The following is a 24,579-nucleotide window of genomic DNA, read 5'->3' on the forward strand; positions in this document are numbered from 1 at the left end:
TCCGGGCTCGAAGCACAACGCCGGTTCGTGGCGTGGTGTTGAGCGCCGGGTCGCACGCCGGGATTCCGACGGAGTGAGGTTGACATGCAGACGAGCCAAACGAGACAGGCGGGCCTCTACGACCCGGCGCTCGACCATGACTCCTGCGGCATCGGCTTCGTGGCCGACATCAAAGGGCGTCCAAGCCATCAGATCGTTCAGCAGGGTCTGACCGTCCTCACCAACCTGACCCATCGGGGAGCGGTGGGCGCCGATCCGCTGGCCGGTGACGGCGCCGGCATGCTGCTCCAGATCTGCGACCCGTTCTTCAGAGCGGAAGCCGAAGCCCTCGGCATCGACCTGCCGCCGGCCGGACGGTACGGCGTCGGCATGGTGTTCCTGCCCAGAGACGATGCAGACCGGGTGGTCTGCGAAGGCGCAATGACAGAAAGCATCGTCAAGGAAGGCCTCACGTTGCTGGGATGGCGCGATGTGCCGGTCGACCCGTCCTGCCTGGGAGACAGCGTCAAACCGATCGAGCCGGTCATCCGCCAGGTCTTCGTCGGATGGGGAGACCATACCGACGACATCGACGCGTTCGAACGCAAGTTGTTCGTTGTGCGCAAGCAGACCCACCACATAGTCAGAAGCCGTGCGCCGCATGCGGTCGAACGTGACGAGTACTACATCCCGTCGTTGTCGGCGCGCACCATCACCTACAAGGGGATGATGCTCGCCAAGAACCTGTCGGTGTACTACCTGGATCTCGCCGATGAGCGGATGGCGTCGGCGCTCGCCTTGATCCACCAGCGTTTCTCGACGAACACGTTCCCGAGCTGGAAGCTCGCCCAACCGTTCCGCTACCTGTGCCACAACGGCGAGATCAACACATTGCGCGGGAACGTCAACTGGATGCGGGCCCGCCGGCAAAACATGTCGTCGGAGCTCCTCGGGGAAGATCTCGACAAGCTGTGGCCCCTGATAGGAGACAACGTTTCAGACTCGGCGACCTTCGACAACGCCCTCGAACTGCTGGTGGCCGGCGGCTACTCGCTCGCCCACGCGATGATGCTGATGATTCCCGAGGCCTGGGCGGACAACCCCCTGATGGATGCGGAGCGCAAGGCTTTCTATGAGTACCACGCCGCCCTGATGGAGCCGTGGGACGGCCCCGCCGCCGTCGCCTTCACCGACGGACGCCAGATCGGCGCAACGCTCGACCGCAACGGATTGCGGCCGGCCAGGTACTTCATCACCGACGACGACCTGGTGGTGATGGCTTCCGAGATGGGTGTGCTCGACATCCCGGAAGAGAAGATCGTGAAGAAATGGCGCCTCCAGCCCGGCAAGATGCTGCTGCTCGACCTCGAACAAGGCCGCATCATCGGTGACACTGAATTGAAATCCGGCCTGACCGGAGCGAAGCCCTACCAGCGCTGGCTCGATGAAACTCAGATTCGGCTCAGCGAGCTTCCCAGTGAAGTGGCCTCGATGAAACCGGACGCCAGGACTCTACGCCAGGCCCACCGAGCCTTCGGATACACCAGCGAGGACCTCGAGTTCTTCTTGAAACCGATGGCCGCCTTCGGTCAGGAACCGCTCGGATCGATGGGCCGGGACACCCCTCCGGCGGTGCTCTCTGATCGCCCGAAGCTGCTCTACGACTACTTCAAGCAGAACTTCGCCCAGGTGACGAACCCGCCGATCGATTCGATCCGGGAGGAGACGGTGATGTCACTCGTCTCCCTGATCGGCCCGCGCCCCAACCTGCTCGACCTCAACACAGGTGGCAACCACACCCGGCTCGAAGTTGAGCACCCGATCCTGACCAACGTCGACCTCGAGCGGATCCGACGCATCGAGAACCACGTTGACGACGCCTTCAGGACCCAGCGGCTCAGCATCTGCTACTCGGCGGATCTGGGGGCCGGTGGAATGCAGGCAGCGCTCGACCGTCTCTGCGCCAGAGCCACCGAAGGGGTGCGCGAGGGCTACAACCTGTTGATCCTCTCCGATCGCTGCGTCGATGCGGCCCGGGTGGGGATCCCGGCATTGCTGGCCACGTCGGCCGTCCACCACCATCTGATCAGGGAAGGGCTGCGCACCGAGGTCGGGATCGTGGTCGAGACGGCCGAGGCACGGCGGGTCCACGACTTCTGTCTGCTGGCCGGATACGGCGCCGAGGCGATCAACCCGTACCTGGCATTCGACAGTATCACCGCCATGGTCGACGAACTGCCGGTCAAGACGACCGTGCGAGAAGCCCACGAGCGTTACATCAAGGCCGTGACCAAGGGCATGCTCAAGGTCATGTCCAAGATGGGCATTTCCACCTTCCAGTCGTATTGTGGCGCCCAGATCTTCGACGCGGTCGGACTGGAGACAGAGTTCGTCGATTGGTACTTCACCGGCACGCAGTCGGTGATCGAAGGCATCGGCCTGGCCGAGGTGTCGATCGAGACCGTGCGCAGGCACCTGGCCGCCTTCAGCGACTACAACGGCGCCGAACCGGGCCGCGATGTGGGTGGCGATCTCGCCTTTCGCATCCGGGGCGAGACGCACATCTGGACGCCGGAGACGATCTCGCTGTTGCAACACGCGGTGCGGCACGGAAGTTACGAGAAGTTCAAGCAGTATTCGGCTGCCGTCGACGATCAGACCGCCAGCCTGAAGAACCTGCGCGGCCTGTTCGACTTCGACGCCGGTGCCGGCCCCGTGCCGCTCGACGAGGTCGAACCCGCCTCTGACCTCGTCAAGCGATTCGCCACCGGGGCCATGTCGTTCGGGTCGATCTCCTGGGAGGCCCATACCAATCTGGCCGTCGCCATGAATCGCCTGGGGGCGAAGTCGAATACGGGTGAGGGCGGCGAAGAAGCCAGCCGCTACATCGTCGACGAGAACGGGGATTCGGCCCGGTCGGCCGTCAAGCAGGTGGCCTCCGGACGCTTCGGGGTCACCACCGAGTACCTGGTCAACGCAGACGACATCCAGATCAAGATGGCGCAAGGCGCCAAGCCGGGGGAGGGGGGCCAGCTTCCCGGGCACAAGGTCAACGACTGGATCGCCCGGGTCCGCTTCTCGACCCCGGGGGTCGGTCTCATCTCACCCCCACCGCACCACGACATCTACTCCATCGAAGATCTCAAGCAACTCATCTACGACCTGAAGAACGTCAACCCGCAGGCGCGGATCAGCGTGAAGCTCGTTTCCGAGGTAGGGGTGGGCACCATCGCCGCCGGTGTTGCCAAAGCGCACGCCGATCACGTGCTCATCTCGGGCAACGAAGGAGGAACCGGGGCGAGTCCGCTGACCTCGATCATGGATGCCGGATCGCACTGGGAGATCGGCCTGGCCGACGCACATCAGACCCTGGTGGCCAACGGTCTGCGGGGCCGGATCGCCGTCCAGGCCGACGGGGGGATGCGGACCGGCCGCGACGTGGTGGTGGCGGCACTATTGGGCGCCGACGAGGTCGGCTTCGGCACCGCCGCCCTCATTTCGGAGGGGTGCATCATGATGCGCAAGTGCCACCTGAACACCTGTCCGGTCGGCGTCGCCACCCAGGATCCGGAGTTGCGCGCCCTGTTCCCGGGTCAGCCGGAACATGTCGTCAACTTCTTCATGTTCATCGCCGAGGAGACCAGGGAATTGATGGCCCAACTCGGCTTCCGGACCTTCGGGGAGATGATCGGGCGGAGTGATCGACTCCATATGCGAGCCGCCCTCGATCATTGGAAGGCACAGGGCCTCGACTTCCGCAGGATTCTCCATCGACCGGCCGCCGGGCCGGGGGTGGCGATCAGCAACACGGAACGCCAGGACCATGGACTCGACGAGGCACTCGACAACCGGTTGATCGAGGCGGCGCGGGCCGCACTCGAGGATGGAACTCCCGTGGAGATCGACCTGCCGATCTCTAACAAGAACCGGACGGTCGGCGCCATGCTGTCCGGTGAGGTGGCGAGCCGGTACGGTCACAGCGGCCTGGCCGACAACACCATTCATGTGAACCTGTGCGGCACGGCGGGCCAGAGCTTCGGGGCCTGGCTCGCCCACGGGGTCACCCTCGAACTCGAGGGCGACGCCAACGATTACGTCGGTAAAGGTCTGTCCGGCGGACGCATCATCATCCAGGCGCCACCCTACGGGCCGATCATCCCGCGTGAGAACGTGATCATCGGCAACACCGCCCTGTACGGGGCGATCACCGGCGAGGTCTACCTCAACGGAGGAGCGGGTGAGCGGTTCGCCGTCCGCAACTCCGGGGCCGTGGCGGTGGTCGAGGGTGTCGGTGATCACGGATGCGAGTACATGACCGGGGGATGTGTCGTCGTGCTCGGCAAGGCCGGGCGCAACTTCGCGGCCGGGATGAGCGGCGGCATCGCCTACGTGATCGACGATATCGGCGACTTCGAGCAACGCTGCAATCCATCGATGGTGGAACTCGAATCGATCAACGTCGACGAACGGGCACCGGCCGGTGTATCCGATCGGCCGACGGTCGACGAGTTGATGGCCGACCCGACCAGGTTCGACGTGTGGCGGCTGCGGACACTCCTCGAGCGTCATGCCACCTACGCCGAGAGTTCCCGGGCCAGGGAGATTCTCGACAATTTCAACGATTTCGTGCCCCGTATCGTGAAGGTGATGCCGACCGAATACCGGCGGGCACTCGAGCAGCGGACCGCCCTTGGGGTGGCGGGTTCCTGATGGCCTCTCCGAACGCCTTTCGGGAGTTCGAACGTCGAGACCGGACGTATCTGCCGGTGGTCGAGCGGGTCCAGAACTACAAGGAGTTCACGATCCGGCTCGAAGCAGACGAACTCCGGAACCAGAGTGCCCGGTGCATGGACTGCGGTGTGCCCTATTGCCACGCAGGATGCCCGATTCACAACATCATCCCCGACTTCAACGAACTCGTCTCAGACGATCAGTGGCGGCAGGCCCTCGACGTGTTGCACTCCACGAACAACTTCCCCGAATTCACCGGCCGGGTCTGTCCCGCCCCCTGTGAGGAGGCGTGCACTCTCAATCTGCACGATGCCCCGGTCACGATCAAGACCATCGAACACGCCATCATCGAACGGGCCTGGGCCAACCGCTGGATCGAGCCGCAAATCCCGCTCCGGCGCACCGGCAAGCGGGTGGCGGTAGTGGGGTCCGGTCCGGCCGGTCTCGCCTCCGCCCAGCAACTGGCCAGGGCCGGGCACGAGGTCGTCGTCTACGAGAAGAGCCCGAAGGTGGGCGGCTTGCTGCGGTACGGCATCCCCGATTTCAAACTGGCTAAATCCGTCATAGATCGCCGGATGTCACAGATGCAGACCGAGGGTGTCGAGTTCCGGGTCAACAGCCACGTCGGGGTGACGGTTCCCATCGAGCGACTGGTCGACCGCTACGACGCGGTGGTGCTGGCCGGCGGGGCCGAACAACCCCGGGATCTGGTGGTGCCGGGCCGGGACCTCGACGGCGTTCACTTCGCCATGCCGTACCTCACCCAACAGAACCGCAGGGTCGGCGGCGAATCGGTGCGCAAGGCGCCCCTCGACGCAGCCGGGAAGCATGTTGTCGTCATCGGTGGTGGTGATACGGGGTCGGATTGTGTGGGAACCGCCAACCGGCAGGGGGCGGCCTCAGTGACCCAACTCGAGCTGCTGCCGGAGCCGCCGGAACGCCCCGACAAGCTGTTGACCTGGCCGGACTGGCCCAACCGGCTCCGGACTTCCTCGTCGCACGACGAAGGCTGCAGGCGCATGTGGTCGGTATCGACGTCGTCGTTCTCAGGTTCGGACGGAAAGGTCGAGGCACTGCATGGCGTTGCCGTGGAATGGCACGAGGAGGACGGATTTCGGGACATGCGTGAAGTGGCCGGATCCGAGTTCGAACTACCAGCCGACCTCGTGCTGCTGGCGATGGGGTTCATCAAGCCGGTGCACGAGGGTTTGCTGAGCCAACTCGGCGTCAACTACGACGGCCGCGGCAATGTGAAGGCCAACACAGACGACTACCAAACCAACATCGACGGCGTGTTCGCGGCAGGCGATATGCGCCGTGGCCAGTCGCTGGTTGTCTGGGCGATTCGTGAAGGCCGCCACTGTGCTCGGGCCGTCGACGAATACCTGATGGGCAGGTCCGATCTGGCGCGGTGACGGGAGACCGGGCCGACGGGCAGGAACACCAGGATCTTCCGACTGTGAAACGGCGAGGAGGGGGCCGGAGCCCCCTCCTCGGGTCGATTGGCAGTCGGATGGGTTATTTGGGTGCCGGTGGCACCAGGCAGGCGGCGAAGGCCTCATTGCCGAATCCGTCGGTGATCCTCACCGTGGCGTCGCCCAGGCCCTTGATCTTCCAGTCCACCGCGCCCGGGCCTGCTTTGATCGATATGTCGTCGTCGTTCTCGGTGTACTTGATATTCGTGCCACTCGCGAATGGCCCGAATACCGTCCCGCTGCCGTCGTCGATCAACTCAACCGTCAGCCCGTCGGCCGAGGCTCCGATCAGGTAGAACCCGTCCTCGTTCTGGCCCGTACCGGGCGCCTTGGGTGTCTTCCCGGCCGGGTTGACCCCCTCGTCACAGAACGCTGCTCCGACGGTGATCGACTTCTCCTCGAAGATGACTTCACCGTCTGCGTCGGTCATTGGTTCCCCATCGATGAGGGCCCAGTCCTGGCAGACATAGACCCCGGGCGCCGCGTCGGCAGCGACCGTGATCGTCTCGGTGAAACCGGCGTCATCGCCGCTGGTCACGGTGAGGCTCGCCGGCGCAAACGTCGTCGAGATTGGGTCCGCACAATTGCTGGCCATGCCGACCTCGGCCGGTAGATTGCTCAAACCGGTGAGAATGGCGGCCGCAACGTCATCCGAGCTGGCAGCGGACAGATACACACCACCGGTAGCGTTTGCGATAGCTGTGGCCTGACCGGTGGCGTCGAGGCCGTCGGCGCCTGGGACATTGATGGCGATCACAGTGATACCTGCTGCCTGGAGAGCAGCAATAGTCGAAGCAAGCGTTGCGGTACCGCTCGGGTCGTGCCCGGAGGCGTCGCCGAACCAGACGACGATCGGCGTGGATCCGTCCGGAAAGACCAAACCGGCGAGCTGCGTCAGGGCATTGAGTTGCGCCTCGGGAATGTCACCGCCACCGCCAGCCGACCAGGCCCCGATGGCCGCCTGGACCGTCGCGATTGTGGGCGTCAGAGCTGCATCCAGGTTGTATACGAAAGCATCCCCGAAGTCCCGGTACTGCGCAGCTGCGAACTGGGCAGTGGGCTGGGCGGTCTGGACTGTGGTCATGATGGCCGTGGCGTTGGCTTTGACGTTGGCCAGAGCTCCACTCATGCTCCCGGTCGTATCCGCCAGGAACACGATGGCGGGATTCGGCGGTATCTCGGGCGTGTGGACCGTCTTGACCACGTCGAAAGAGCCGCCCTGGGCCACGGTGGCGCTCACTGTTTCCGGCGTCAGAGCGGGATGGTTACCGGTCGCACCGGCGCCCATCATCGGGAAGGCGGTAAGGACCAGCGCCATTACCACCAATAGGGTCATTCGCTTCATTATCTGTGTACCTCGCTTGTCGGGGTGCGTCGCGATTCGGTTGCCCTCTCGAGCCACGCGGAATGCAGCGCGCCGTTTCCCTCCTCAGAACTGGGTGATGTGTGCGACCCCCTTCCCGCTCGACACGTGATCGAAGCCGGCTCGCCGTGTATGAGTGGACCTACCGCAAGTGGATGTACTGCGCGTCCAGATCCGGGGTCTGCACAAGGTCGGCACCCATCGGACGGGACTTTGATCTCCCTCGGGGCGGGCAGTTCCCGCCGGGTTGATCGGCAGTGAATCGGCGCTACGTCCGGCAACTCCGGCACGAATAGCGCAAACGGTTGAACGACGCGTAGGTCCCCCTCATCGCTCTCCCAGCTCGCTCTCCCAGCGTCACTGTATCACCACTTTATGCGAGATTGCAACGGCTTTCTGCACCCCGTTGTCTCCGTTGGGTCGACCCCCAGGTTTTGCTCTCTAGCCAAACGATCGGTCCTGTCGTATGGTCGGAGCAAGGGAAACGGCGGATCGCTCCCGGTCGCCCAATCGCTCCCGGGAAGGGGGTGACACATGCGTACTGAGTTGACCAAGACCATGCCGGTGCCGCTCAAGAAGGGGTTCGACTACCTCAACGACTTCAAGACGTGGCCGGACTGGTACGTCGGGATGACCGAAGTCCTCAACCCGGCGCACGCCCAATGGATCATCCCCGGCGATCGCGTCGAGTTCGCCTACCGGCTCGTCGGTCGGCGCGTCGAGGGGGTTTCAACGCTCGACGACAAGATCGACTTCGATTTCGTCCGGTTCCACAGTGATGTCCCCGGCCTCCCGCGGGTCTACCACGAGTTCCACTACGGTCCTGCCGGCGACGCCGCCTTCATCCTGAAGGTCACGCTGGAGACCAAGGAAGACGAGCTAACCACCTTCTTTGGGAAGGTCGTCGACAAGATGATGCTGCCCCGGACACTCGAGCGTGATCTGCGGGGAAGCCTCGAAAACCTGGAAGAAATCTTCGTAGCGGGCCTGTACGAATAGGGGGTTTTTCGGTCCCCCCGGAGGGGGGAAGGTACCGCCGCCGGAGGCGGGGGTAGGGGGGCTCCGGTGGTGAGTTCCTGTTCGCGCCCCCTCTGCCTCGAAGACTCGGCATCTCCCCCGCTCGAGCGGGGAAGAAACGCGGGTGGGTCGGTCCCCCCGGAGGGGGGAAGGTACCGCCGCCGGAGGCGGGGGTAGGGGGGCTCCGGTGGGCCGGGTTCGTGCCGCACCGGTGTAACTCGCCAGGGGGCCCAACTAGCCGGGATCTCCTGCGAACATGGTGGCGTGCAATCGATTGACATGCTCTCGTCCACCGGTCTCCCTCGTCACGAGGCGGAACGGCTGGTCATGGCGGCCACCAAGCGTCCCCGCGCCGGGATCCTGGACGGCACGCCACTCACCCCCGATGAGACGGCCCGCTTCCGGGAACTCGCGGCGCGCCGCCGGTCCGGCGAACCGCTCCAGTATCTGGAGGGCACAGTCGAGTTCGGCCCGGTGGAGTTACTCGTCGACGAACGTGCGTTGATCCCGCGCCCCGAGACCGAGGCAGTCTGGGATGAGGCCCGTCGCATGTTGGGAGAGGCGGGTCGGGGAACGGTCATCGTCGATCTCTGCACCGGCAGCGGGGCGATGGCTCTGGCTATGAAGACGGTGTTCCCTGCCGCCCGGGTGTTCGCGACCGACCTCAGCGAGGAAGCGTTGTCCCTGGCTGGGGAGAACGCTTCCCGCCTCGGTCTCGACATTCAGTTCTTCCACGGCGACCTGTTCGACGCGTTGCCGCGCTCGATCTACGGGCGGATCGATCTGCTGTTGACCAATCCCCCTTACATCGAGGAAAGGGAATGGCCGACTCTGCCGGCCGAGGTGCGCGACTTTGAGCCCCGGCAGGCGCTGGTGGCCGGACTCGAAGGCACGGAGATTCTGGAGCGGATTGCAGACGACGTCTACTGGTGGCTCGGGGTCGGTGGATGGCTGGTCACAGAAATCGGCGAGACCCAGGGCCAGCGCGCGGATGAGTTGTTCGGCCAATGGCTCGACACAGAAGTGCGCCCCGATCTCACCGGCCGCGATCGAATGCTGGTCGGCCGCAAAGGCGCCCGCTGCTGCGTCTAGCGACGCTTGGCGGTGAGCCCCCCTACCCCCGCCTCCGGCGGCGGTACTTTCCCCCCTGCGGGGGGACCGATTCACCCGCGTTTCTCCGCTGCGTCAGCAGGGGAGTGACGGGTCTTCGCTCAACCCGCGTGGCAGAGGGGGCATGCACGTGAGCCCCCCTACCTCCGCACAATCGCGAACTGCGACACCCTGCGGGGGGACCGACTGACACGCGTTTCTCCGCTGCGTCAGCATGGGAGTGACGGGTCTTCGCTCAACCGCCGTTTCTCCCCCGCTTGGGCGGGGGAGATGCCGAGTCTTCGAGGCAGAGGGGGCATTGGCGTACGCCTGGGATGCCGAGTCTTCGATCGAATTGGATTGACCCGACCACCATCACACTCACGAAATCGACGGGTCAATCCATTTCGACAGGCAGAGGGGGCAGTGGGGTAGGCGGCAGCGCGGCGTGGCCCCCCTACCCCCGCCTGCCGGCGGCGGTACCTTCCCCCCTCCGGGGGGACCGACTCACCCGCGTTTCTCCCCCGCTGAAGGACTTCGCGCCTGACTCCGTGATCGCAGGCGGCGCGGGTGGAACGTTCACCCTCGTTGTCACGAACACCGGCAAGTCACGCTCAGCGACGCAGTCGTGACCGACAACGGGATCGATGGCCGCCTCGACATGCTGATCGTGTCGGTGACGACAGCATCGGCCGCAGGTGGTGAGGATTGCAGCGCCTCCTCTGGCCAGGACGTCTCGTGCATAATCCCCACGCTTGCGGTGGACGAGTGGGTGATTATCACCGTGAGATTCGAAGTCGACTCGTCGGTTCCTGAGGCAGACGGTGTCGGCGGGCTCAATGATGGGCCGGTTGTTCCCAACTCGGCCGACGTGAGGGCTGAGGCGTCTCGGGGCGATTCGGAGGATCCCAGCGACGACGTCACCGCCAGCGGCGGAGACAACCTCGCCATCCTGGTTGACATCGACCTGTCGATCGTCAAGACGTTTGATCCAGACTCGGTGCCGCAAGGTACGAACCAGTCGTTCACCATCGTGGTGAGCAACGGCGGACCGTCGGATGCGCTAATCGCCAACGGCTCGGGAGTGAGCATCTCCGATACAGCGCACGGCTCGCTCGAAGTCAGAGCCGTCACCGTGGCCGGAGACGGCTCGTGTACCTGGACGGTCTACTGTCCAGATGTTCCTCAGACAATCGAATGCCTTGTCGACATCCCGGCAGGCGAGTCGGTGACTATCACCGTCGACTACACGGCAGCGCCGTTCCTGAGCGGCGACCCGTCACCGTACGGAACGACAGCCGGTGACGACTTCCGGTTCGTGTTCGTAAATGGGAGCATCCTCGAAGGGTCGACCCAAGGTGGATCGGTCTACCTTGACGGCGTGGACATCACCAGCGAGGTGACGATCCTCAGCAGTCTGATGAGGAACGACCTGATCTTCGATCCGGCGGGTGACGATCCGGCCTTCGAGATGCACCTGTCCTGCTCCGACCCCTTCACGGGCGGTTGGGGCCAGTCGGCCGGACCGGTCGAGGGCATTGACGTCAACTGGCAGATCGCCTACTTCTCGATTGCCCGTTACAACAGCCAGGGGTTCTTCAAGAACTGCGGCAACGTGGTGAATTCGTTCGAAGTGCCGAACACGGCGACGGCAACCGGTACGGACTCGTTCGGCACCCAAACCGTCTCTGATGACGACATGCTGACGATCGGGCCAGGAATCACCCTCGACACGCTGCAGACCAACGGGAAGCGGCTGACCGCGCGGTTGACCAACTACACAGGCGACGCCAAGACGATCGATGAGGTATCGATCGAGTGGCCGAATAGCAACGGTGAACTGACCAAGGTGTGGCTGACCTTTGGCCGGACGAACGACATCGTCTGGGATGGGACAACACCACCTCCTGAGACGTTGCTCCAAGCCGGTGTTGACGGCTGGATTGGCGGAACGCTCCTGACCGGGGAAGCGATCTTGAGGTTCGACTTCCAAAACAAGGTCGACAACAGTGGATACACCATCCGGGTGAACTTCACGGATGGGACGTTCCTCGACATCAGGCAATAGGCGCCATCGTCAACGAGAGAAAGAGGACCCGGGCTTCGGCCCGGGTCCTTCTTTTTGCTTGGAGCTCGGCCGGCGCCCGGCTCGGGCTGCCCGGCTGCGAGTCCGACCACCAACACAGTGGCCAGGCGCACGTTTAACGACAAGCGACGAATGCTCGATTCACGAATAGCGGGTGGGACAGTGAGGAGAAGCGGGCGCAACCACCCGCTACGGCGGGCCGCGGACTCCGCCCGGGCGGAGGAATCTTCTCCGTTGCGGAGGGCTCTTCGGGTCGATGCGGTAGCCCATCCGGTGGATGACGATGTGATGGTGGAACCAGCAGAGGGTGGTCAGATTCTCGGGGTCGTGGGTGCCGCCCCGCGACCGGGGTTGGATGTGGTGCGGCTGCAACCGGTAGCGGCTCGAGCAGCCGTCGGCGGTGCAGGCGCCGCCGTCACGGTGCAGCACAAACCTTCGGACCGCCGGTGGGATCGCCCGGGTCGCCGGTGACGACCAGGTGGGTCGTCCGGAGCCCGTGGTGATCACCTCGACCGCCCCACCGCACAGGATCTCTTCGAGGGTCAGCGGCCCCACCCTCGGGCCGGCCGCCACGGTCGCTCCTGTCTCGCCGAAGGTGGCGGAGGCCAGGTCGGCGTCCACGAATACCGTTGCCAGCAGGGTGGCTCCGGACGTTTCGGTGTCGCCGGTGAGGGAGTCCTGGCAGACTGCCACGAGGGCGTCGGCCAGGCGCTGGCCGATCGGGCCCTGCGTGCCATCGGGCCGGGCCGGGAACCGGTCGGCCCTTTCGAACAGGGCCTTTTCGACCATCGAGCCGTCGAGGCCGGGCAGCAAACCCCAGGCGCGGTAGGCGGTGCGGTCGAGGTTGGGCTGCATCACGAAGTGGCGCCCGTCGAAGATGTCCCGTTCGTCGCCGGGGGTGATTCGCCGGTGCCGGGCGATGAGCCGGCGCATCCCGGCGATGTCGTGGGTGACCGCCGCCTCGATGGCCCGTTCTTCGCCCACCAGGGCGGCCAGCCGGTCGGCCTCGACGGCCTGATCGAACGACAGCTCGCCCCGCCCGGCCATCAGCCGCAGGTCGTGGTGTTGCGAGTGAGCGAGGCGGTTCAGTGAGGCGGCGGTGTCGTTGGCCACCCCCAGGCGTCCGGCCAGCCACTCACGCATCGAACGGCACCCGTCGGCCAGGGGGACCTGGCGGGTGTCGAGTTCGGCGACGATGCCGGCCTGTTCGGTTCGGGCCGCTGCCATCAAGGATTCGAGACCGAGGAGTCGTTGCTCGAGAGCGTCGGTTGTGGCGGTGGTCAATGGGTGTTCCATACGATCAATATATCGAGAGACTGTGACAGAAAACGGGCGCTGACAGTCGTTGATGGATGTCGGCGTTGATCGCCGATGGCCTGCCCGGAGCCGACGAAATGATCGGCCCCACGACGGCCGGGACCACTTCCCCCTGGTTGGGCAGCGGCGGGACCAGGCAGACCGATGGTTCAGCACTCGACGAGGTCGTTGGCCACCTGGTCGTCGAAGCCGTATTCGATCGGACGGCCGCTCAGGATCGGAGGGACTTGAAGCGTGTCGATCGGGGCTTTGGTCCCTTCGATGGGCAGGGCGATCTCACATACGATGGGGTTCGTTGAGAAACGGAGGTTTGGCATGGCTGAGGGACGGTCCCGGATTGATCCAACGCTGGTTATGGCGATCGGTGGGTTGGGGGGAGGGCTCAGCGGGTTTGTGATCTGGATGGTCACCGAGACGTTCGTGTTTCTCCCCGTCTTCGCCGCCGCCGGGCTGGTGGCGGGGATTGCGATAGCCGAGTCGCTGCGCCGTCGTTGACGAAAGCCGCCCTTCCCTGCCTGTTGGGTAACCAAATGGGAGCGGGCACTCCACCGGGCCTGTGTCGGCACCGTCTGTCGTTGCCGGTAGCCTGGGAGCAACGGAGGTGACGTGAGGACATCAAACAGAAGGCGGCCGGTGCCGAATATGCTCGCCGGCCTGCTGGCGCTGGCGCTGCTGCTCGCAGCCTGCGGCGGTGACACAACCACCGCCACCCTGGATCCGGATGCGCCGGTGGTTGCCTCTCGCGACAATGAGGATCCGGATTGCGTCGCGGCCGGTACCTGTACCACAGAAGCCGGCGAAGACCCCAGCGACGGCACCGAACCGATCGCCTCCGAGCCTGCGGACACCTACGACGGGTTGGCGGTCGGGTTCAACGAAGACGGCTTGCCTTACCTGGGCGATCCCGACGCTCCGGTCACACTGGTGGAGTACTCCGACTATCTGTGCCCGTTCTGCGGTCGGCACTTCACCCAGACCACGCCGCAACTCATCGACCGGTACGTCCGCACCGGCCAGATCAACCTGGTGTTCCACGACTTCCCGCTGGCCGACCTGCATCCCACCGCCCCTGCCGGTCATGCTGCGGCTCTATGCGTATCCGAGCAAGGGGCTGCGCTCTTCTGGGCCTATCACGATGAGTTGTTCGCCCGGCAAGGGGAGTGGTCGTCGGTGCCGGACAACCGCGAGTTCCTCGCTGCCGTCGCCGGTGAAATCGGCGCCGACGTTGAGGCATATCAAGCCTGTGTCGACTCCGGGCGTACGGTGCCCGTGGTTGATGAGCGAGTCGCTCAGGGCCGTGCTCTCGGCTTCTCCGGGACGCCCAGCTTCCACATCGTCGACAACCGCACCGATGAGATCTTCGAAATCGTCGGGGCGCAGTCGGTCGAGACGTTCGCCTCCGCCCTCGATGCCACCATCGCCGGTGAGGCGCCGGTGGTCGCCGATGAACCGCCGCCGGAGACGCCCAACCTGCCGTTCTGGGCCAATGGGGATGGACTCGTCCCCGATCCGCGTCGATCCGGTTACACACTTGCAGGAGACGCCTTCAAAGGTAATCCCGACGCCGAAGTCGTCGTGATCGAAATATCCGACTTCCAGTGCCCCTTCTGTGGTCGGCATGCCCTCGAGACACAGCCGGCCCTCGACGAGATGTACGTCGACACCGGCCGGGTCATGTGGGTGTTCAAACACTTACCGCTGCAGATCCATCCGCAGGCCCCGGTGGCAGCGGCGGCGGCCGAGTGTGCCGGGGAGCAGGGGGAGTTCTGGGCGATGCACGACCTGATCTTCGAATCTGTGGAGGAGTGGGCTGTCGACCCGCCCGACCCGGTGCTGGAGTCGCTGGCCGGTGAGCTCGGGCTGGATGAAGCAGCCTTCTCGGCGTGTTTGGGGAGCCGGGACTCACTCGATCCGGTCCTGGAGGATCTGTACGACCTCACGAGCGTCTTTTCCACCACGCCCACCTTCGTCGTGCTGTTCGACGGGCAGGCGTCGGTGATCGAAGGCGCGCAGCCACTGGAGCAGTTCGTGTCCGCTCTCGAGGCGTTACTCGGGGAGTGACGCGCGAGGCGCGGGTTGCTAGTCGCGGGTCGCGGGTCGCGAGTTGCCCCCTCCGCCTCGTGGACTCGGCACCTCCCCCGCTTTCAGCGGGGGAGGAACGCGGTGGGGGGAGGAACGCGAGAGGCGCTTGCCCCCTCTGCTGGTCGACATGAATAGACCTGCGTTGGTCCTTCGGTGGTTGGGTCTATTCACGTCGATCGTGGACTCGGCACCTCCCCCGCGTCGCGGGATGCCCCCTCTGCCTCGCAGACTCGGCATCTCCCCCGTCTTCGCCGGGGGAGAAACGCGAAAGAGGGGGAGGAACGCGGTGGGTGGTCGTGCCGGCTACAGCGCTTCTTCGTGGGCGATTGCGACCGGGGTGAGGGTGTCGGCCGGGTCGAAGTTGAACACCCGTGAGTAGAAGTAGAACTCGGCTTCGCGGGCGCGTTCGATGTTCTCGGCCTGGCGGAAACCGTGCCCCTCACCCTCGAAGGCTACATAGGCGTGCGGAATGCCTTTGGCATCGAGCGCCGCAACGATCTCCTCGGCCTGGGCCGGCAGCACCACCCGATCCTCGAGACCCTGGAGCAGGATGACCGGGCACGAGAAGCCGTCGAGGTTGTGCAGCGGTGACCGCTCGTCGTAGAGGTCGGCGGCTTCGGGATAAGGGCCGATCATGCTGTCGAGATAGCGGGACTCGAACTTATGGGTGTCGGTGGCCAACGCGGCGAGATCCCCAACTCCGAAATAGGAGGCGCCGGCCGCAAAGGCGTCCGCGAACGCCAGAGCACACAACGTGGTGTAGCCACCGGCGCTACCGCCGCGAATGGCCATCCGGTCACCGTCGACGAGGCCGCGGTCTGCCAGATAGAGAGCAGAGCTGATGCAGTCGTCGAGGTCGACGACGCCCCACTCTCCCCGCAAAGCGTTGCGATAGGCGCGCCCGAAGCCACTCGAGCCCCGGTAGTTGACGTCGACGATCGCAAAGCCGCGGGATGTCCAGAACTGATAACTCAGGTCCAGTTCCGGGCTGGTGGCGCCGGTCGGTCCGCCGTGGCTCATCACCAGCAGCGGCGGCTTCTGACCGGCGGGCGCGATGAATCCGGGGTTGCGGGGCGGGTAGTAGAAGGCGTGGGTGATCCCATCGTCGGTGGTCGCCAACTCGATCGCCTCCGGCAGGCTGATCAAGGCCGGATCGAGGTCGATCTGCAGGCTCGGCTTCACAACCTCAACGGCCTGGCGGTTGACGTCGATGGCTACCACCGCCATCGGGGATGACCCGCTTCCGGCCGTCGTGTACAACCGATCACCGGAGGTTGCGAGCGTGTAGCCGAATACGTCGAACGGCGTATGTACCGCCCGGAGCGTGTCCTTTTCGAATACACCGACCCGGTCGAACCCGCCTTCCGAATAGACGGCGACGATCCGGTGCTCGGACAGGAAGCCGTAGCGGCGCATGCCGAACCCCCACTGTGGCTTGCCGAATTCGGCTTCCATGAGGTGCAGGGCTTCGGCATGGCCGTCAACGTGCCGGAACAGGTTCCACCAGCCGGTGCGGTCCGACACGAAGTGGAGCACCCCGCCGGGCGACCATTCGGGTTGGAAGATCGACTCGTCGTCGCCACCGGCGACCAGTTCCGGTTCGGACACCGACCCGTCCCCGGCGAGCGCAGCCCACCACAACTCGGTGCCGTCCCAGGGCATCAGGGGGTGGTCCCAGGACAACCAGGCGAGCCGGGTGCCGTCGGGGCTCACCCGCGGCGACGAGTAGAAATCTTGTCCTTTGGCGATGACTCGTGGCTTGTCGGATCCGTCGAGCGGGAACGTGACCAGCGTGTTCTTCGGTTCCCGGTCGTTGCGATGGCGTTCCCGCACGCAGATGATCCGGTCGCCGTGGAATACGAAGTCGGCGTAGCGGTCGCCGGCCGGCGTCTTCGGCTCCGGGGTGATCGCCACCGGCTCACCGCCGTCGAAGCGGTAGACCCGTTGATCGGCGAAGTCGCAGGAGATGAGCACGCCGTCTCGCACCGCGTAGGATCCGCCACCGTATTCGTGGGCCCGGGACCGGGAGTTGAAACCCTCCGGCACCGCGTCCGCCACCACGCCGCCGGCGTCGCGGCGGACGATCGCCTGACGGCCGCCTTCCTGCGGGCGGCCTTCGATCCAGTAGAGATCATCACCGTCGGTGCCAACCCCACCGACCGCTACGCCGGCCTCCGTCAGCATCGAGATCGTTATCGGCGATTCCCAGGACCCGTAGGGAGCCGTGACCGTCATGAACACCTTTCGTGAGCTGCAGCGGAATCTAACCGGCTTGTGACCTCGGAGCGTGCGGCGCCAACGGCGCGGGGTGGGCCCCGCCGGAATTCCTCTCGGTGCCACCTCCCCCACGATGATTGGGGGAGAGAAACGTACGTCTTACTTGGGGAGGGGAGGGACTAGGCAGACCAGCGGGTCGGAGGCGTTGCCCGAAGCGTCTACGGCATAGATGAGCATGTCTCCCTGGCCGCGGAGGTGCCAGTCGACGGCTCCGGCCTGGCCCTTGTCGCTGCCCATCTTCTTCTCAGCCGGGGGCGCCCCCGGCGCCTGGGTCCATTTCACGATAGTGCCGGCCGGATAGGGGCCGAACACGAAGCCGGTGCCCTCGTCGACCGCGTAGACCTGCGGGCTGGGGTCGACAAGATCTTCGGCGGCCAGGTCGTAGAACCCGTCCTCGTTCTGACCACCCTTCGGGCCGGGCAGACTGCTGCTGCCCGCCGGGGGAATCTTCTGGCCGTGCGGGTTGGGGCCCGGCAGACAAGCCGCCAGCGGGGGAGTGGTGTCGGCCCACAGCACGGTTGCCCGGGCACACCCGGTTTGACCGGTCGGGTCGGCGACGGTGAAGCAGGCCTGGATCACATCGGTGCCACCTCCGCCGGTGTTGGTATACGTCCACGACACGTTGCCGGCTGCATCGGCCGTGCAGTCGAGGTTCAACGTGCAGGTTCCCGTCGTACCGGTGTTGGGGCCGTCGACGATCGTGAACGTGACCAGGCGGCCGCCCACCGTCCCGGCCTCGCCGGCGATGGTCGCCGTCACCGTGTGGGTGGTATCGACCCCCAGTTCCTTCGTGGCATCTGGCGGTGCGAGATCGATGGCGTACACGCTCACAGTGGTGCAGGCCGGCCCGCTGTCACCGGGGCCGCCGGCATCGGCTCCGAAGGCCGTCACGCACATCGTGTGGGACCCGACCCCCAGGCCGTTCGCCGGCGTCGAGTAGGTCACCGCGATCGGACCGTCCTGGGGGAGCGGCAGTGAGATATCGCCGTTGGGAATCGTGACCGGTGCCCCGCCGTCCACCGACAATTCGAGCGAGTCGAGGGTTGAGGACAAGAGACCGAAAATCACATCCGCCAGATCGGCCGGATTCGACACCTGGGTGCAGGTTCCGCCCGTGCCGTCGGCGATGGCCTGGAGGGTTCCGTTATTGCCACCCGCACACGAAGCCGCCTGCCCGACCGCGAACGAGTGCGCGACCGCACCGGTTGCCCCGAGGGCGGCGACGTTGTCGGAGAACTCCGTGAAGGCGCCGTCGTTGCTGAGCCCATCGGAGAGGAACACAACGATGTTGGTGGTGTTGCTGCTCGCCCCGACGATGGTGGTGGCGGCGGCCACTCCGGCGGAGAAGTTCGTCCGTCCTCGATCGGCATCCTTCGGGGTGAACTGAGTGGGGCCCGCCTGTCCGGCCAACGCCACGACGGAGGTGAGGACGGTGCCCACGTCTCCCGGCCCGGCGTCCGGCGTCGTGGTCGGATCGTCGCCTCCGCCCGGCGTCATGTCGGCCACCTGGGACCGGCGGCCGTAGACGGCCAGGCCCACTTCGTCGACAGAACCCGAATTGATGGCTGCCTGGTTCAGGGCCAGCAATCCGGCGATCTGGCAGTCCAGGATCGAGTTGAAGATGGCGTCGGCGTTCAGATCGCCCCCGCAATCCCCCAGCGAATCGTTTTCCACGCTGCCGGACACGTCGAGGACGTACACGACTGTGGCGTCACCACTCCCGAAACCCACCGAGGCGGTGCCTTCCACGTCGACGTCGACCGTGCCGGAAATCGAGGGAACCACATACTCCGTTCCGTCGAACGGAGCGTCGAGCGTGACGTCGATGGGTGTGCCGTTGGGGAGCAGCGTTGCCGAGGACGACGCCAGCGCCGGCAGCGAGGCAAACACCAGGACGATGGCGGTCGGGACGATCAGACGCTTCACGATGGACCCCGTTCCACTAGGGGCCTTCCATCCCACCACCTGTGAGGTTTATATCACTCAGAGTGGGGTCGGTCAAGTGACGGCAGGTGCGGCTCTGCTGCGATTGGCCGGGTCATGCCCCCCTAGCTCCCGACGTGAGGACGGTCGTGCCCCCTCCGCTTTCGCCTGCGGCGAAACCACCTCCCCCGCCTTCAGCGGGGGAGGAGCGCTTTGGCCCTCTCGGCCCCCATGGGGGAGAAAAGCGTTGAGCCTTTCTGCTGGGAGTTCTCGGTCCTCCCCGGCAGTCGCGCAGTCGCCTTGCGTGTTGTGTTCTCCCCTCGCCGCTGGGCGGGGGTAGTCCCGGAGCGAAGCGGAGGGGAGGGGGGTCGGGTGACCGGCAGCGGGGAGGAACGCGGTTTGGCCACCTCGGCCTCGTGCCGTGGGGGAGAACCGCGTGGAGCCTGTCCCCTTCGAGGGCTCTCCTGCGCCGCGCTGGTCGGTCGAGGTAGCAGGAGGCGGCGGCCGGATCGCTGAGTACGTGGTTGATGACGCGCAGTGTTCCCTCGATGTTGTCGAGTACGTACCGTTCGGTGAAATGCAGAACCGTCCAGCCTCGCGTCCGGAACCACTCGTCCCGGCGCTCCGCGTAGGCGTGGTCTCTGTACTCGTGGCTGCTGCCGTCCACCTCGATGATCAGCCTCTTCGAGAGGCAAGCGAAGTCGATGATGTAGGGGCCGGTCGGTTCCTGACGCGAAAGCGCACGGCGAGTTGGCCGCCCCGGACCTGCTGCCACAGGTATATCTCCGCCCAGGTCGATTCGCGTCGCATGGTGCGGGCGTATGCCTTTTGTCGTTTTGTGCGTCTCGCCATGTCGGATTGATATCGCACAGCTGGGACGGAAACTCGCGAGCGCGGGTCTGGTTGGCCCCCTCCGCCTTCGCCTTCGGCGAAACCACCTCCCCCGCTTTCAGCGGGGGAGGAACGCGTTTGGGCTTGTTGTCTGGGGTGGAACGGTGTCGCGTTCTCCCCTCGCCGTTGGGCGGGGGGAGTCCCGGAGTGAAGCGGAGGGGTGAGGGGCTGCTGTGTGGGGTTGCTGCCCCCCTCCGCTTTCGCCTTCGGCGAAACCACCTCCCCCGCTTTCAGCGGTGGAGGAACGACGTGATTTGCAGCGGTGGAGGAACGCGGTGAATGTCGCGGGGAGGAACGCGGTCCGTGGTCTTTCTTCGAGCGAGAGCCCCGGTAACTAGTCGATTCGCGCGGGTTGCGACCAGTTATTGGCAGGAAGGAGTGTCGCCGTTATGGTGGCAATGAAACCACTTGGGGTGGTTTGCGGGCTGGGAGCGATGATCCCTGAACCAATGATCGGTCACTGAGTTCAGGGGGAGCGTGAGGTGACCGATCCGACCCGATCGGTGCGGGCGTGCTGCAGATCACGGCACGACGGGAGGGCCGCCCGGGTCGAGACGAAGGCGCTGGCGCTCAGAGATGAGCACAGCGCCTTCGCGCGTTTTCCGCTGATCCCTTCTATGCCTCGGATGCCAACCCGTTGTCGGCCGGGTGGAGACGTAGACTCAACCCCATGACGACGATCGACGCGGCTGTTGCCGCCATTCACCGTGGGCTCATCGTGGGTGTGCCCACCGACACCGTATACGGCCTGGCGGTTGATCCGCTCAACACGGAGGCCGTGGCGGCGCTCTACGAGTTGAAGGGCAGACCCGACGAGAAGGCTATTCCCGTTCTGGTGGCGACCGTCGCCCAGGCACTCGAGATCGTCGACATCCCGCCTGAGATCGAAGATATGGCCTTGCGCCATTGGCCGGGACCGTTGACCTTGGTGCTGCGCCGGCACGTTGAACTGCCGGATTGGGTGGGGGAGCGCGAGCGGGGAACCGTCGCCGTGCGGATCCCGGATCATCCCGTCGCTCTTGACTTTCTCAGTGCGGCCGGGCCTTTGGCGGTGACATCGGCCAATCGTAGTGGCAACCCTCCAGCTCAAGATGAGGTTGAGGCTCGGGAGCTGCTGGGCAGTGGTGTGGCGGTCTACCTGGAGGGGAGAAGCCCAGGCGGGGAACCCAGCACCGTTGTGGACATGACCACCAATCCGCCCCGACTGGTGCGTGAAGGACCGGTGACGTTCGGGGACTTGCTCGGCTAGGCCGACTGGAACGAAACCCGAAGGTCAATCGGGGTCTGCGAAGCCGTAGGGGTTCTGGGATTGCCAGCGCCATACGTCCGCGCACATTTCGTCGACACTGCGGTCGGCGGCCCAGCCCAGAACACGTTTGGCCTTTGAAACGTCGGCCCACACCTCGGGGGCGTCTCCCGGTCGCCGGTCTACGAGGCGGCGGGCTATGCCGGTTCCCGAAGCCCGCTCGAAGGCTTGCACCATCTCGAGAACCGATTGACCCCGGCCGGTCCCGAGGTTGATCACGTCGAAACCGGGTTCGCTCTCGAGGTAGTCGAGGGCGGCCACATGGCCGGCGGCCAGGTCGGTGACGTGCAGGTAGTCGCGAATGGCGGTGCCGTCCGGGGTCGGGTAATCGCTCCCGAAGATCTCCAGTTCGTCGCGTCTGCCAACCGCAACTTGCGCGATGAAAGGCACCAGGTTGGCCGGTTTGCCCTGCGGGTCCTCCCCGATCAAGCCAGACACGTGGGCGCCGACCGGGTTGAAGTAACGAAGCGAAACGATGTTCCAGCGAGTGTCGGACGCCTGTAGATCTTCGAGCAAGTACTCACAGATGAGTTTGGTCCGGCCGTAAGGGTTGAGCGCCGACAGCGGGGACTCCTCGGTCACCGGGAGTTGTTCCGGCATGCCGTAAACGGTCGCCGAGGAGCTGTAGACCAAGTTCCGCACGTCATGGCGGTCGAGCACCTCGCAGAGAGTGGCCGTTCCGCCGACGCTGTTCTGGTAGTAGTGCAGCGGCCGCCTGACCGACTCCTCGACCGCCTTGGGAGCGGCGAAGTGAATGACCGCGTCGAACGAGCGCTGGCCCATCAGGTCCTCGAGGGCGGAATCGTCGCGGACGTCGATCTCAAAGAAATCGATGTCTGTCCCGGTGATCTCCCGGAGTCGATCGAGCACGGCCGGCCTGCTGTTGGAGAAGTTGTCGATCAACGTGACCTGGTGGCCCGCTTCGATCAGTTCGACGGCAGTGTGACTACCGATGTAGCCGGTCCCACCGGTCAGCAGGATGTTCATGCGTACTCCTCTGGGAATCTCGGGCGAAGGGTACCCGGTGTGGCTGCCCCCTCTGCCTCGAAGACTCGGCATCTCCCCCGCGGAGCGGGGGAGAAACGCGGTGGGTCGAGGGCTCGGTGTCTCCGGCGCGGTCGCGGGGGAGAAAACGCCGGTGAGCGCTTTGGGGTGGCGGCTTCTCGCCTCGGTTGTTGGGACGAATGCGGTTCTGCTCGGGGGACTCGCGTTCTTCTCCGCCGAATAAGGTGAGTATTTGCCGGGCGACTACCCTCTGGTCGACCCAATTCTGAAGGAAGCCATGATCGATTCTCGCAACATCGAACACGTCGACCCGGCCATGGCCGATCTCATCCGGCGGGACCTCGACCGGCAGAACACCAGCATTCATCTGATCGCTTCTGAGAACTTCGCTTCGACTGCAGTGATGCAGGCGACCGGGTCGGTGTTCACCAACAAGTACGCAGAGGGCTATCCCGGACGGCGGTACTACGAGGGTTGCCAGATCGTCGACGAGATGGAGCGCCTGGCCCAGACGCGGGTGCTCGAACTGCTCGGCGGTGTGCACGCCAACGTCCAGCCTCATTCGGGTGCGCAGGCCAACATGGCCGTCTACTTCAGCCTGCTCGACCTCGGCGACACCGTGCTGGGAATGCGCCTCGACCAGGGCGGACACCTCACCCACGGCTCGCCCGTCAACTTCTCCGGCCGCTACTACAACTTCGTTGCCTACGGAGTCGACCCCGTCACCGAGCGCATCGACATGGACGAGGTCCGCAAACTCGCCCACGAGCACCGGCCGAAGATCCTGCTGGCCGGATACTCGGCCTATCCCCGCCACCTCGAGTACGAGCGGTTCCGTGAGATCGCCGACGAAATCGGAGCGGTTTTCATGGTCGACGCCGCCCACTACATCGGGTTGGTAGCCGGCAAGGCGTTCCCGAATCCGATCGAGCACGCCGACGTCGTCACCTTCACCACCCACAAGGCACTGCGCGGTGCTCGCGGTGGAGCAATCATCACCAACAACGAGGAGATGGGCCTGGAGATCCAGAAGGGGCTGTTCCCCAACGCCCAGGGGGGATCGCTGTATAACCAGATCGCCGGCAAGGCCGTGTGTTTCCACGAAGCCGCCCAGCCGGCGTTCCAGGAGTATGCCCACCAGGTGATAGCCAACGCGGCGGCCCTGGCGGCCCGGTTCATGGAGAACGGCCTCCGTCTCGTCTCGGACGGCACCGACAACCACATGATGCTGATCGATCTCCGCTCCGTCGACGAGGAACTGACCGGCAAGGACGCCGCCAAGATGCTCGACCGCATCGGCCTCACCCTCAACTTCAACACGATTCCCTTCGACCCCCGGCCGCCGTTCCGGGCCTCGGGAGTGCGAATCGGAACACCGTCGGTGACCACGCAGGGTATGAAGGAAGTCGAGATGGTCCAGGTGGCCGACCTCATCACCGAAGCCTTGCGCAACCACGGAGAAGAGCGGGTTCTGGCCGCCACCGAGTCGCAAATCCGCCAGTTGGCGAAGCAGTTCCCTCCGTATCCGGAGGGGTTCGTCGGGCATGTGTGAGGCGCGAGTCGCGGGTCGCGGGTCGCGGGTCGCGGGTCGCCCCCTCTGCCTCGCAGACTCGGCATCTCCCCCACGTGCCGTGGGGGAGAAACGCGGTGGGGTGTGCCGGTGGGGGAGAACCCTGGGTGCGCGGCGGGGAGGAACGCGGTGGTGGGCCGTGGGGGAGGAAGTGTGCGATGCGCGGCGGGGAGCAAACAGATTGCGTTCTCCCCTCGCCGGAGGTGGGGGAGGGGGGCTTCTGGACCAGCGACTCGCGACCAGCAACTCGCGACCCTCAAGGAATACCTCGCTCATTGCAGGGGTTGGTTCGATTGTGAAGGGATTCACAAGTTCGTCAAGGGAACGACTGTGATAGAGCAGACCGCGGTTGATGCTTCCCATCGTGCGATGTACGAAGGCGGCCCCCCTACCTCCGCCTTTGCTTTGCTTCGGCGCAGGGACCTTCCCCCCTGCGGGGGGACCGAGGTCCGGGTGGCTCTCTCTCGG

Annotated in this window: 16 protein-coding genes; 11 read left to right on the plus strand and 5 right to left on the minus strand. The window is 65.2% G+C overall.

The features are described from left to right. The first annotated feature begins 84 nt into the window (after positions 1-84). Both gltB and P1T08_02585 read left to right on the plus strand, forming a co-directional pair. Positions 85-4,689: a glutamate synthase large subunit gene (gene gltB, locus P1T08_02580; protein ID MDF1594975.1), complete on the plus strand. Its 4,605-nt coding sequence runs from the start codon at positions 85-87 to the stop codon at positions 4,687-4,689. Next, positions 4,689-6,125: a glutamate synthase subunit beta gene (locus tag P1T08_02585; GenBank protein ID MDF1594976.1), complete on the plus strand. Its 1,437-nt coding sequence runs from the start codon at positions 4,689-4,691 to the stop codon at positions 6,123-6,125. The genes gltB and P1T08_02585 overlap by 1 nt, the downstream gene beginning before the upstream one ends. 103 nt (positions 6,126-6,228) lie before the next feature. Here the strand turns inward: P1T08_02585 and P1T08_02590 are convergent, their stop codons facing one another. After that, positions 6,229-7,530, minus strand: coding sequence for a VWA domain-containing protein (locus P1T08_02590; GenBank protein ID MDF1594977.1), 1,302 nt, complete (start codon positions 7,528-7,530; stop codon positions 6,229-6,231). A gap of 552 nt (positions 7,531-8,082) precedes the next feature. Here P1T08_02590 and P1T08_02595 point away from each other — a divergent pair. The 3 genes from P1T08_02595 (at position 8,083) to P1T08_02605 (ending at position 11,722) form a co-directional block, all read left to right on the plus strand. Then, a complete protein-coding gene (locus P1T08_02595; GenBank protein MDF1594978.1) occupies positions 8,083-8,547 on the plus strand; it encodes a hypothetical protein in 465 nt (154 codons plus the stop codon). 282 nt (positions 8,548-8,829) lie between these two features. Next, positions 8,830-9,657, plus strand: coding sequence for a peptide chain release factor N(5)-glutamine methyltransferase (gene prmC / locus P1T08_02600; GenBank protein MDF1594979.1), 828 nt, complete (start codon positions 8,830-8,832; stop codon positions 9,655-9,657). A 625-nt stretch (positions 9,658-10,282) separates the two neighbouring features. Next, a complete protein-coding gene (locus P1T08_02605) occupies positions 10,283-11,722 on the plus strand; it encodes a hypothetical protein (GenBank protein ID MDF1594980.1) in 1,440 nt (479 codons plus the stop codon). Between the two features lie 207 nt (positions 11,723-11,929). Here P1T08_02605 and P1T08_02610 read toward each other — a convergent pair whose 3' ends face one another. After that, entirely contained in the window at positions 11,930-13,036 is a 1,107-nt protein-coding gene (locus P1T08_02610) for a DUF222 domain-containing protein (GenBank protein ID MDF1594981.1), read from the minus strand. A gap of 56 nt (positions 13,037-13,092) precedes the next feature. On the opposite strand from P1T08_02610, the gene P1T08_02615 reads away from it, so the two are divergent. The 3 genes from P1T08_02615 (at position 13,093) to P1T08_02625 (ending at position 15,118) form a co-directional block, all read left to right on the plus strand. After that, on the plus strand, positions 13,093-13,356 hold the full coding sequence (locus P1T08_02615; protein MDF1594982.1) for a hypothetical protein: 264 nt from the start codon (positions 13,093-13,095) through the stop codon (positions 13,354-13,356). Positions 13,357-13,372: 16 nt separating this feature from the next. Continuing rightward, on the plus strand, positions 13,373-13,552 hold the full coding sequence (locus P1T08_02620; protein ID MDF1594983.1) for a hypothetical protein: 180 nt from the start codon (positions 13,373-13,375) through the stop codon (positions 13,550-13,552). 147 nt (positions 13,553-13,699) lie between these two features. Next, the gene (locus P1T08_02625) at positions 13,700-15,118 is read left to right on the plus strand and encodes a thioredoxin domain-containing protein (protein ID MDF1594984.1); all 1,419 of its coding nucleotides are present in this window, start codon (positions 13,700-13,702) and stop codon (positions 15,116-15,118) included. Between the two features lie 324 nt (positions 15,119-15,442). Here the strand turns inward: P1T08_02625 and P1T08_02630 are convergent, their stop codons facing one another. Together P1T08_02630 and P1T08_02635 are read right to left on the minus strand one after the other, a co-directional pair. Continuing rightward, positions 15,443-17,374 (minus strand): prolyl oligopeptidase family serine peptidase, encoded by a 1,932-nt coding sequence (locus tag P1T08_02630; GenBank protein MDF1594985.1) that lies wholly within the window; start codon positions 17,372-17,374, stop codon positions 15,443-15,445. A gap of 141 nt (positions 17,375-17,515) precedes the next feature. Beyond that, entirely contained in the window at positions 17,516-19,342 is a 1,827-nt protein-coding gene (locus P1T08_02635) for a VWA domain-containing protein (GenBank protein MDF1594986.1), read from the minus strand. Positions 19,343-19,775: 433 nt separating this feature from the next. On the opposite strand from P1T08_02635, the gene P1T08_02640 reads away from it, so the two are divergent. Together P1T08_02640 and P1T08_02645 are read left to right on the plus strand one after the other, a co-directional pair. Next, entirely contained in the window at positions 19,776-20,201 is a 426-nt protein-coding gene (locus tag P1T08_02640) for a hypothetical protein (GenBank protein MDF1594987.1), read from the plus strand. A gap of 699 nt (positions 20,202-20,900) precedes the next feature. Next, positions 20,901-21,479, plus strand: a complete 579-nt coding sequence (locus P1T08_02645) for an L-threonylcarbamoyladenylate synthase (protein ID MDF1594988.1) — start codon at positions 20,901-20,903, stop codon at positions 21,477-21,479. 24 nt (positions 21,480-21,503) lie between these two features. Here P1T08_02645 and galE read toward each other — a convergent pair whose 3' ends face one another. After that, positions 21,504-22,523 (minus strand): UDP-glucose 4-epimerase GalE, encoded by a 1,020-nt coding sequence (galE, locus tag P1T08_02650; protein MDF1594989.1) that lies wholly within the window; start codon positions 22,521-22,523, stop codon positions 21,504-21,506. A 295-nt stretch (positions 22,524-22,818) separates the two neighbouring features. Between galE and P1T08_02655 the strand changes: the two genes are divergently transcribed. Then, entirely contained in the window at positions 22,819-24,093 is a 1,275-nt protein-coding gene (locus P1T08_02655) for a serine hydroxymethyltransferase (GenBank protein ID MDF1594990.1), read from the plus strand. Positions 24,094-24,579: the final 486 nt, after the last annotated feature.

The sequence above is a fragment of the Acidimicrobiia bacterium genome, from assembly GCA_029210695.1.
Taxonomy (GTDB): Bacteria; Actinomycetota; Acidimicrobiia; order Spongiisociales; family JAHEDJ01; genus JAHEDJ01.

Coding starts and splice junctions, on each gene's coding strand:
- P1T08_02615 (MDF1594982.1), top strand. CDS start 13,093: ATGTCGGCGTTGATCGCCGATGGCCTGCCCGGAGCCGACGAAATGATC.
- P1T08_02610 (MDF1594981.1), bottom strand. CDS start 13,036: ATGGAACACCCATTGACCACCGCCACAACCGACGCTCTCGAGCAACGA.
- P1T08_02625 (MDF1594984.1), top strand. CDS start 13,700: ATGCTCGCCGGCCTGCTGGCGCTGGCGCTGCTGCTCGCAGCCTGCGGC.
- gltB (MDF1594975.1), top strand. CDS start 85: ATGCAGACGAGCCAAACGAGACAGGCGGGCCTCTACGACCCGGCGCTC.
- P1T08_02620 (MDF1594983.1), top strand. CDS start 13,373: ATGGCTGAGGGACGGTCCCGGATTGATCCAACGCTGGTTATGGCGATC.
- P1T08_02585 (MDF1594976.1), top strand. CDS start 4,689: ATGGCCTCTCCGAACGCCTTTCGGGAGTTCGAACGTCGAGACCGGACG.
- P1T08_02630 (MDF1594985.1), bottom strand. CDS start 17,374: ATGACGGTCACGGCTCCCTACGGGTCCTGGGAATCGCCGATAACGATC.
- galE (MDF1594989.1), bottom strand. CDS start 22,523: ATGAACATCCTGCTGACCGGTGGGACCGGCTACATCGGTAGTCACACT.
- P1T08_02595 (MDF1594978.1), top strand. CDS start 8,083: ATGCGTACTGAGTTGACCAAGACCATGCCGGTGCCGCTCAAGAAGGGG.
- P1T08_02655 (MDF1594990.1), top strand. CDS start 22,819: ATGATCGATTCTCGCAACATCGAACACGTCGACCCGGCCATGGCCGAT.
- P1T08_02590 (MDF1594977.1), bottom strand. CDS start 7,530: ATGAAGCGAATGACCCTATTGGTGGTAATGGCGCTGGTCCTTACCGCC.
- P1T08_02645 (MDF1594988.1), top strand. CDS start 20,901: ATGACGACGATCGACGCGGCTGTTGCCGCCATTCACCGTGGGCTCATC.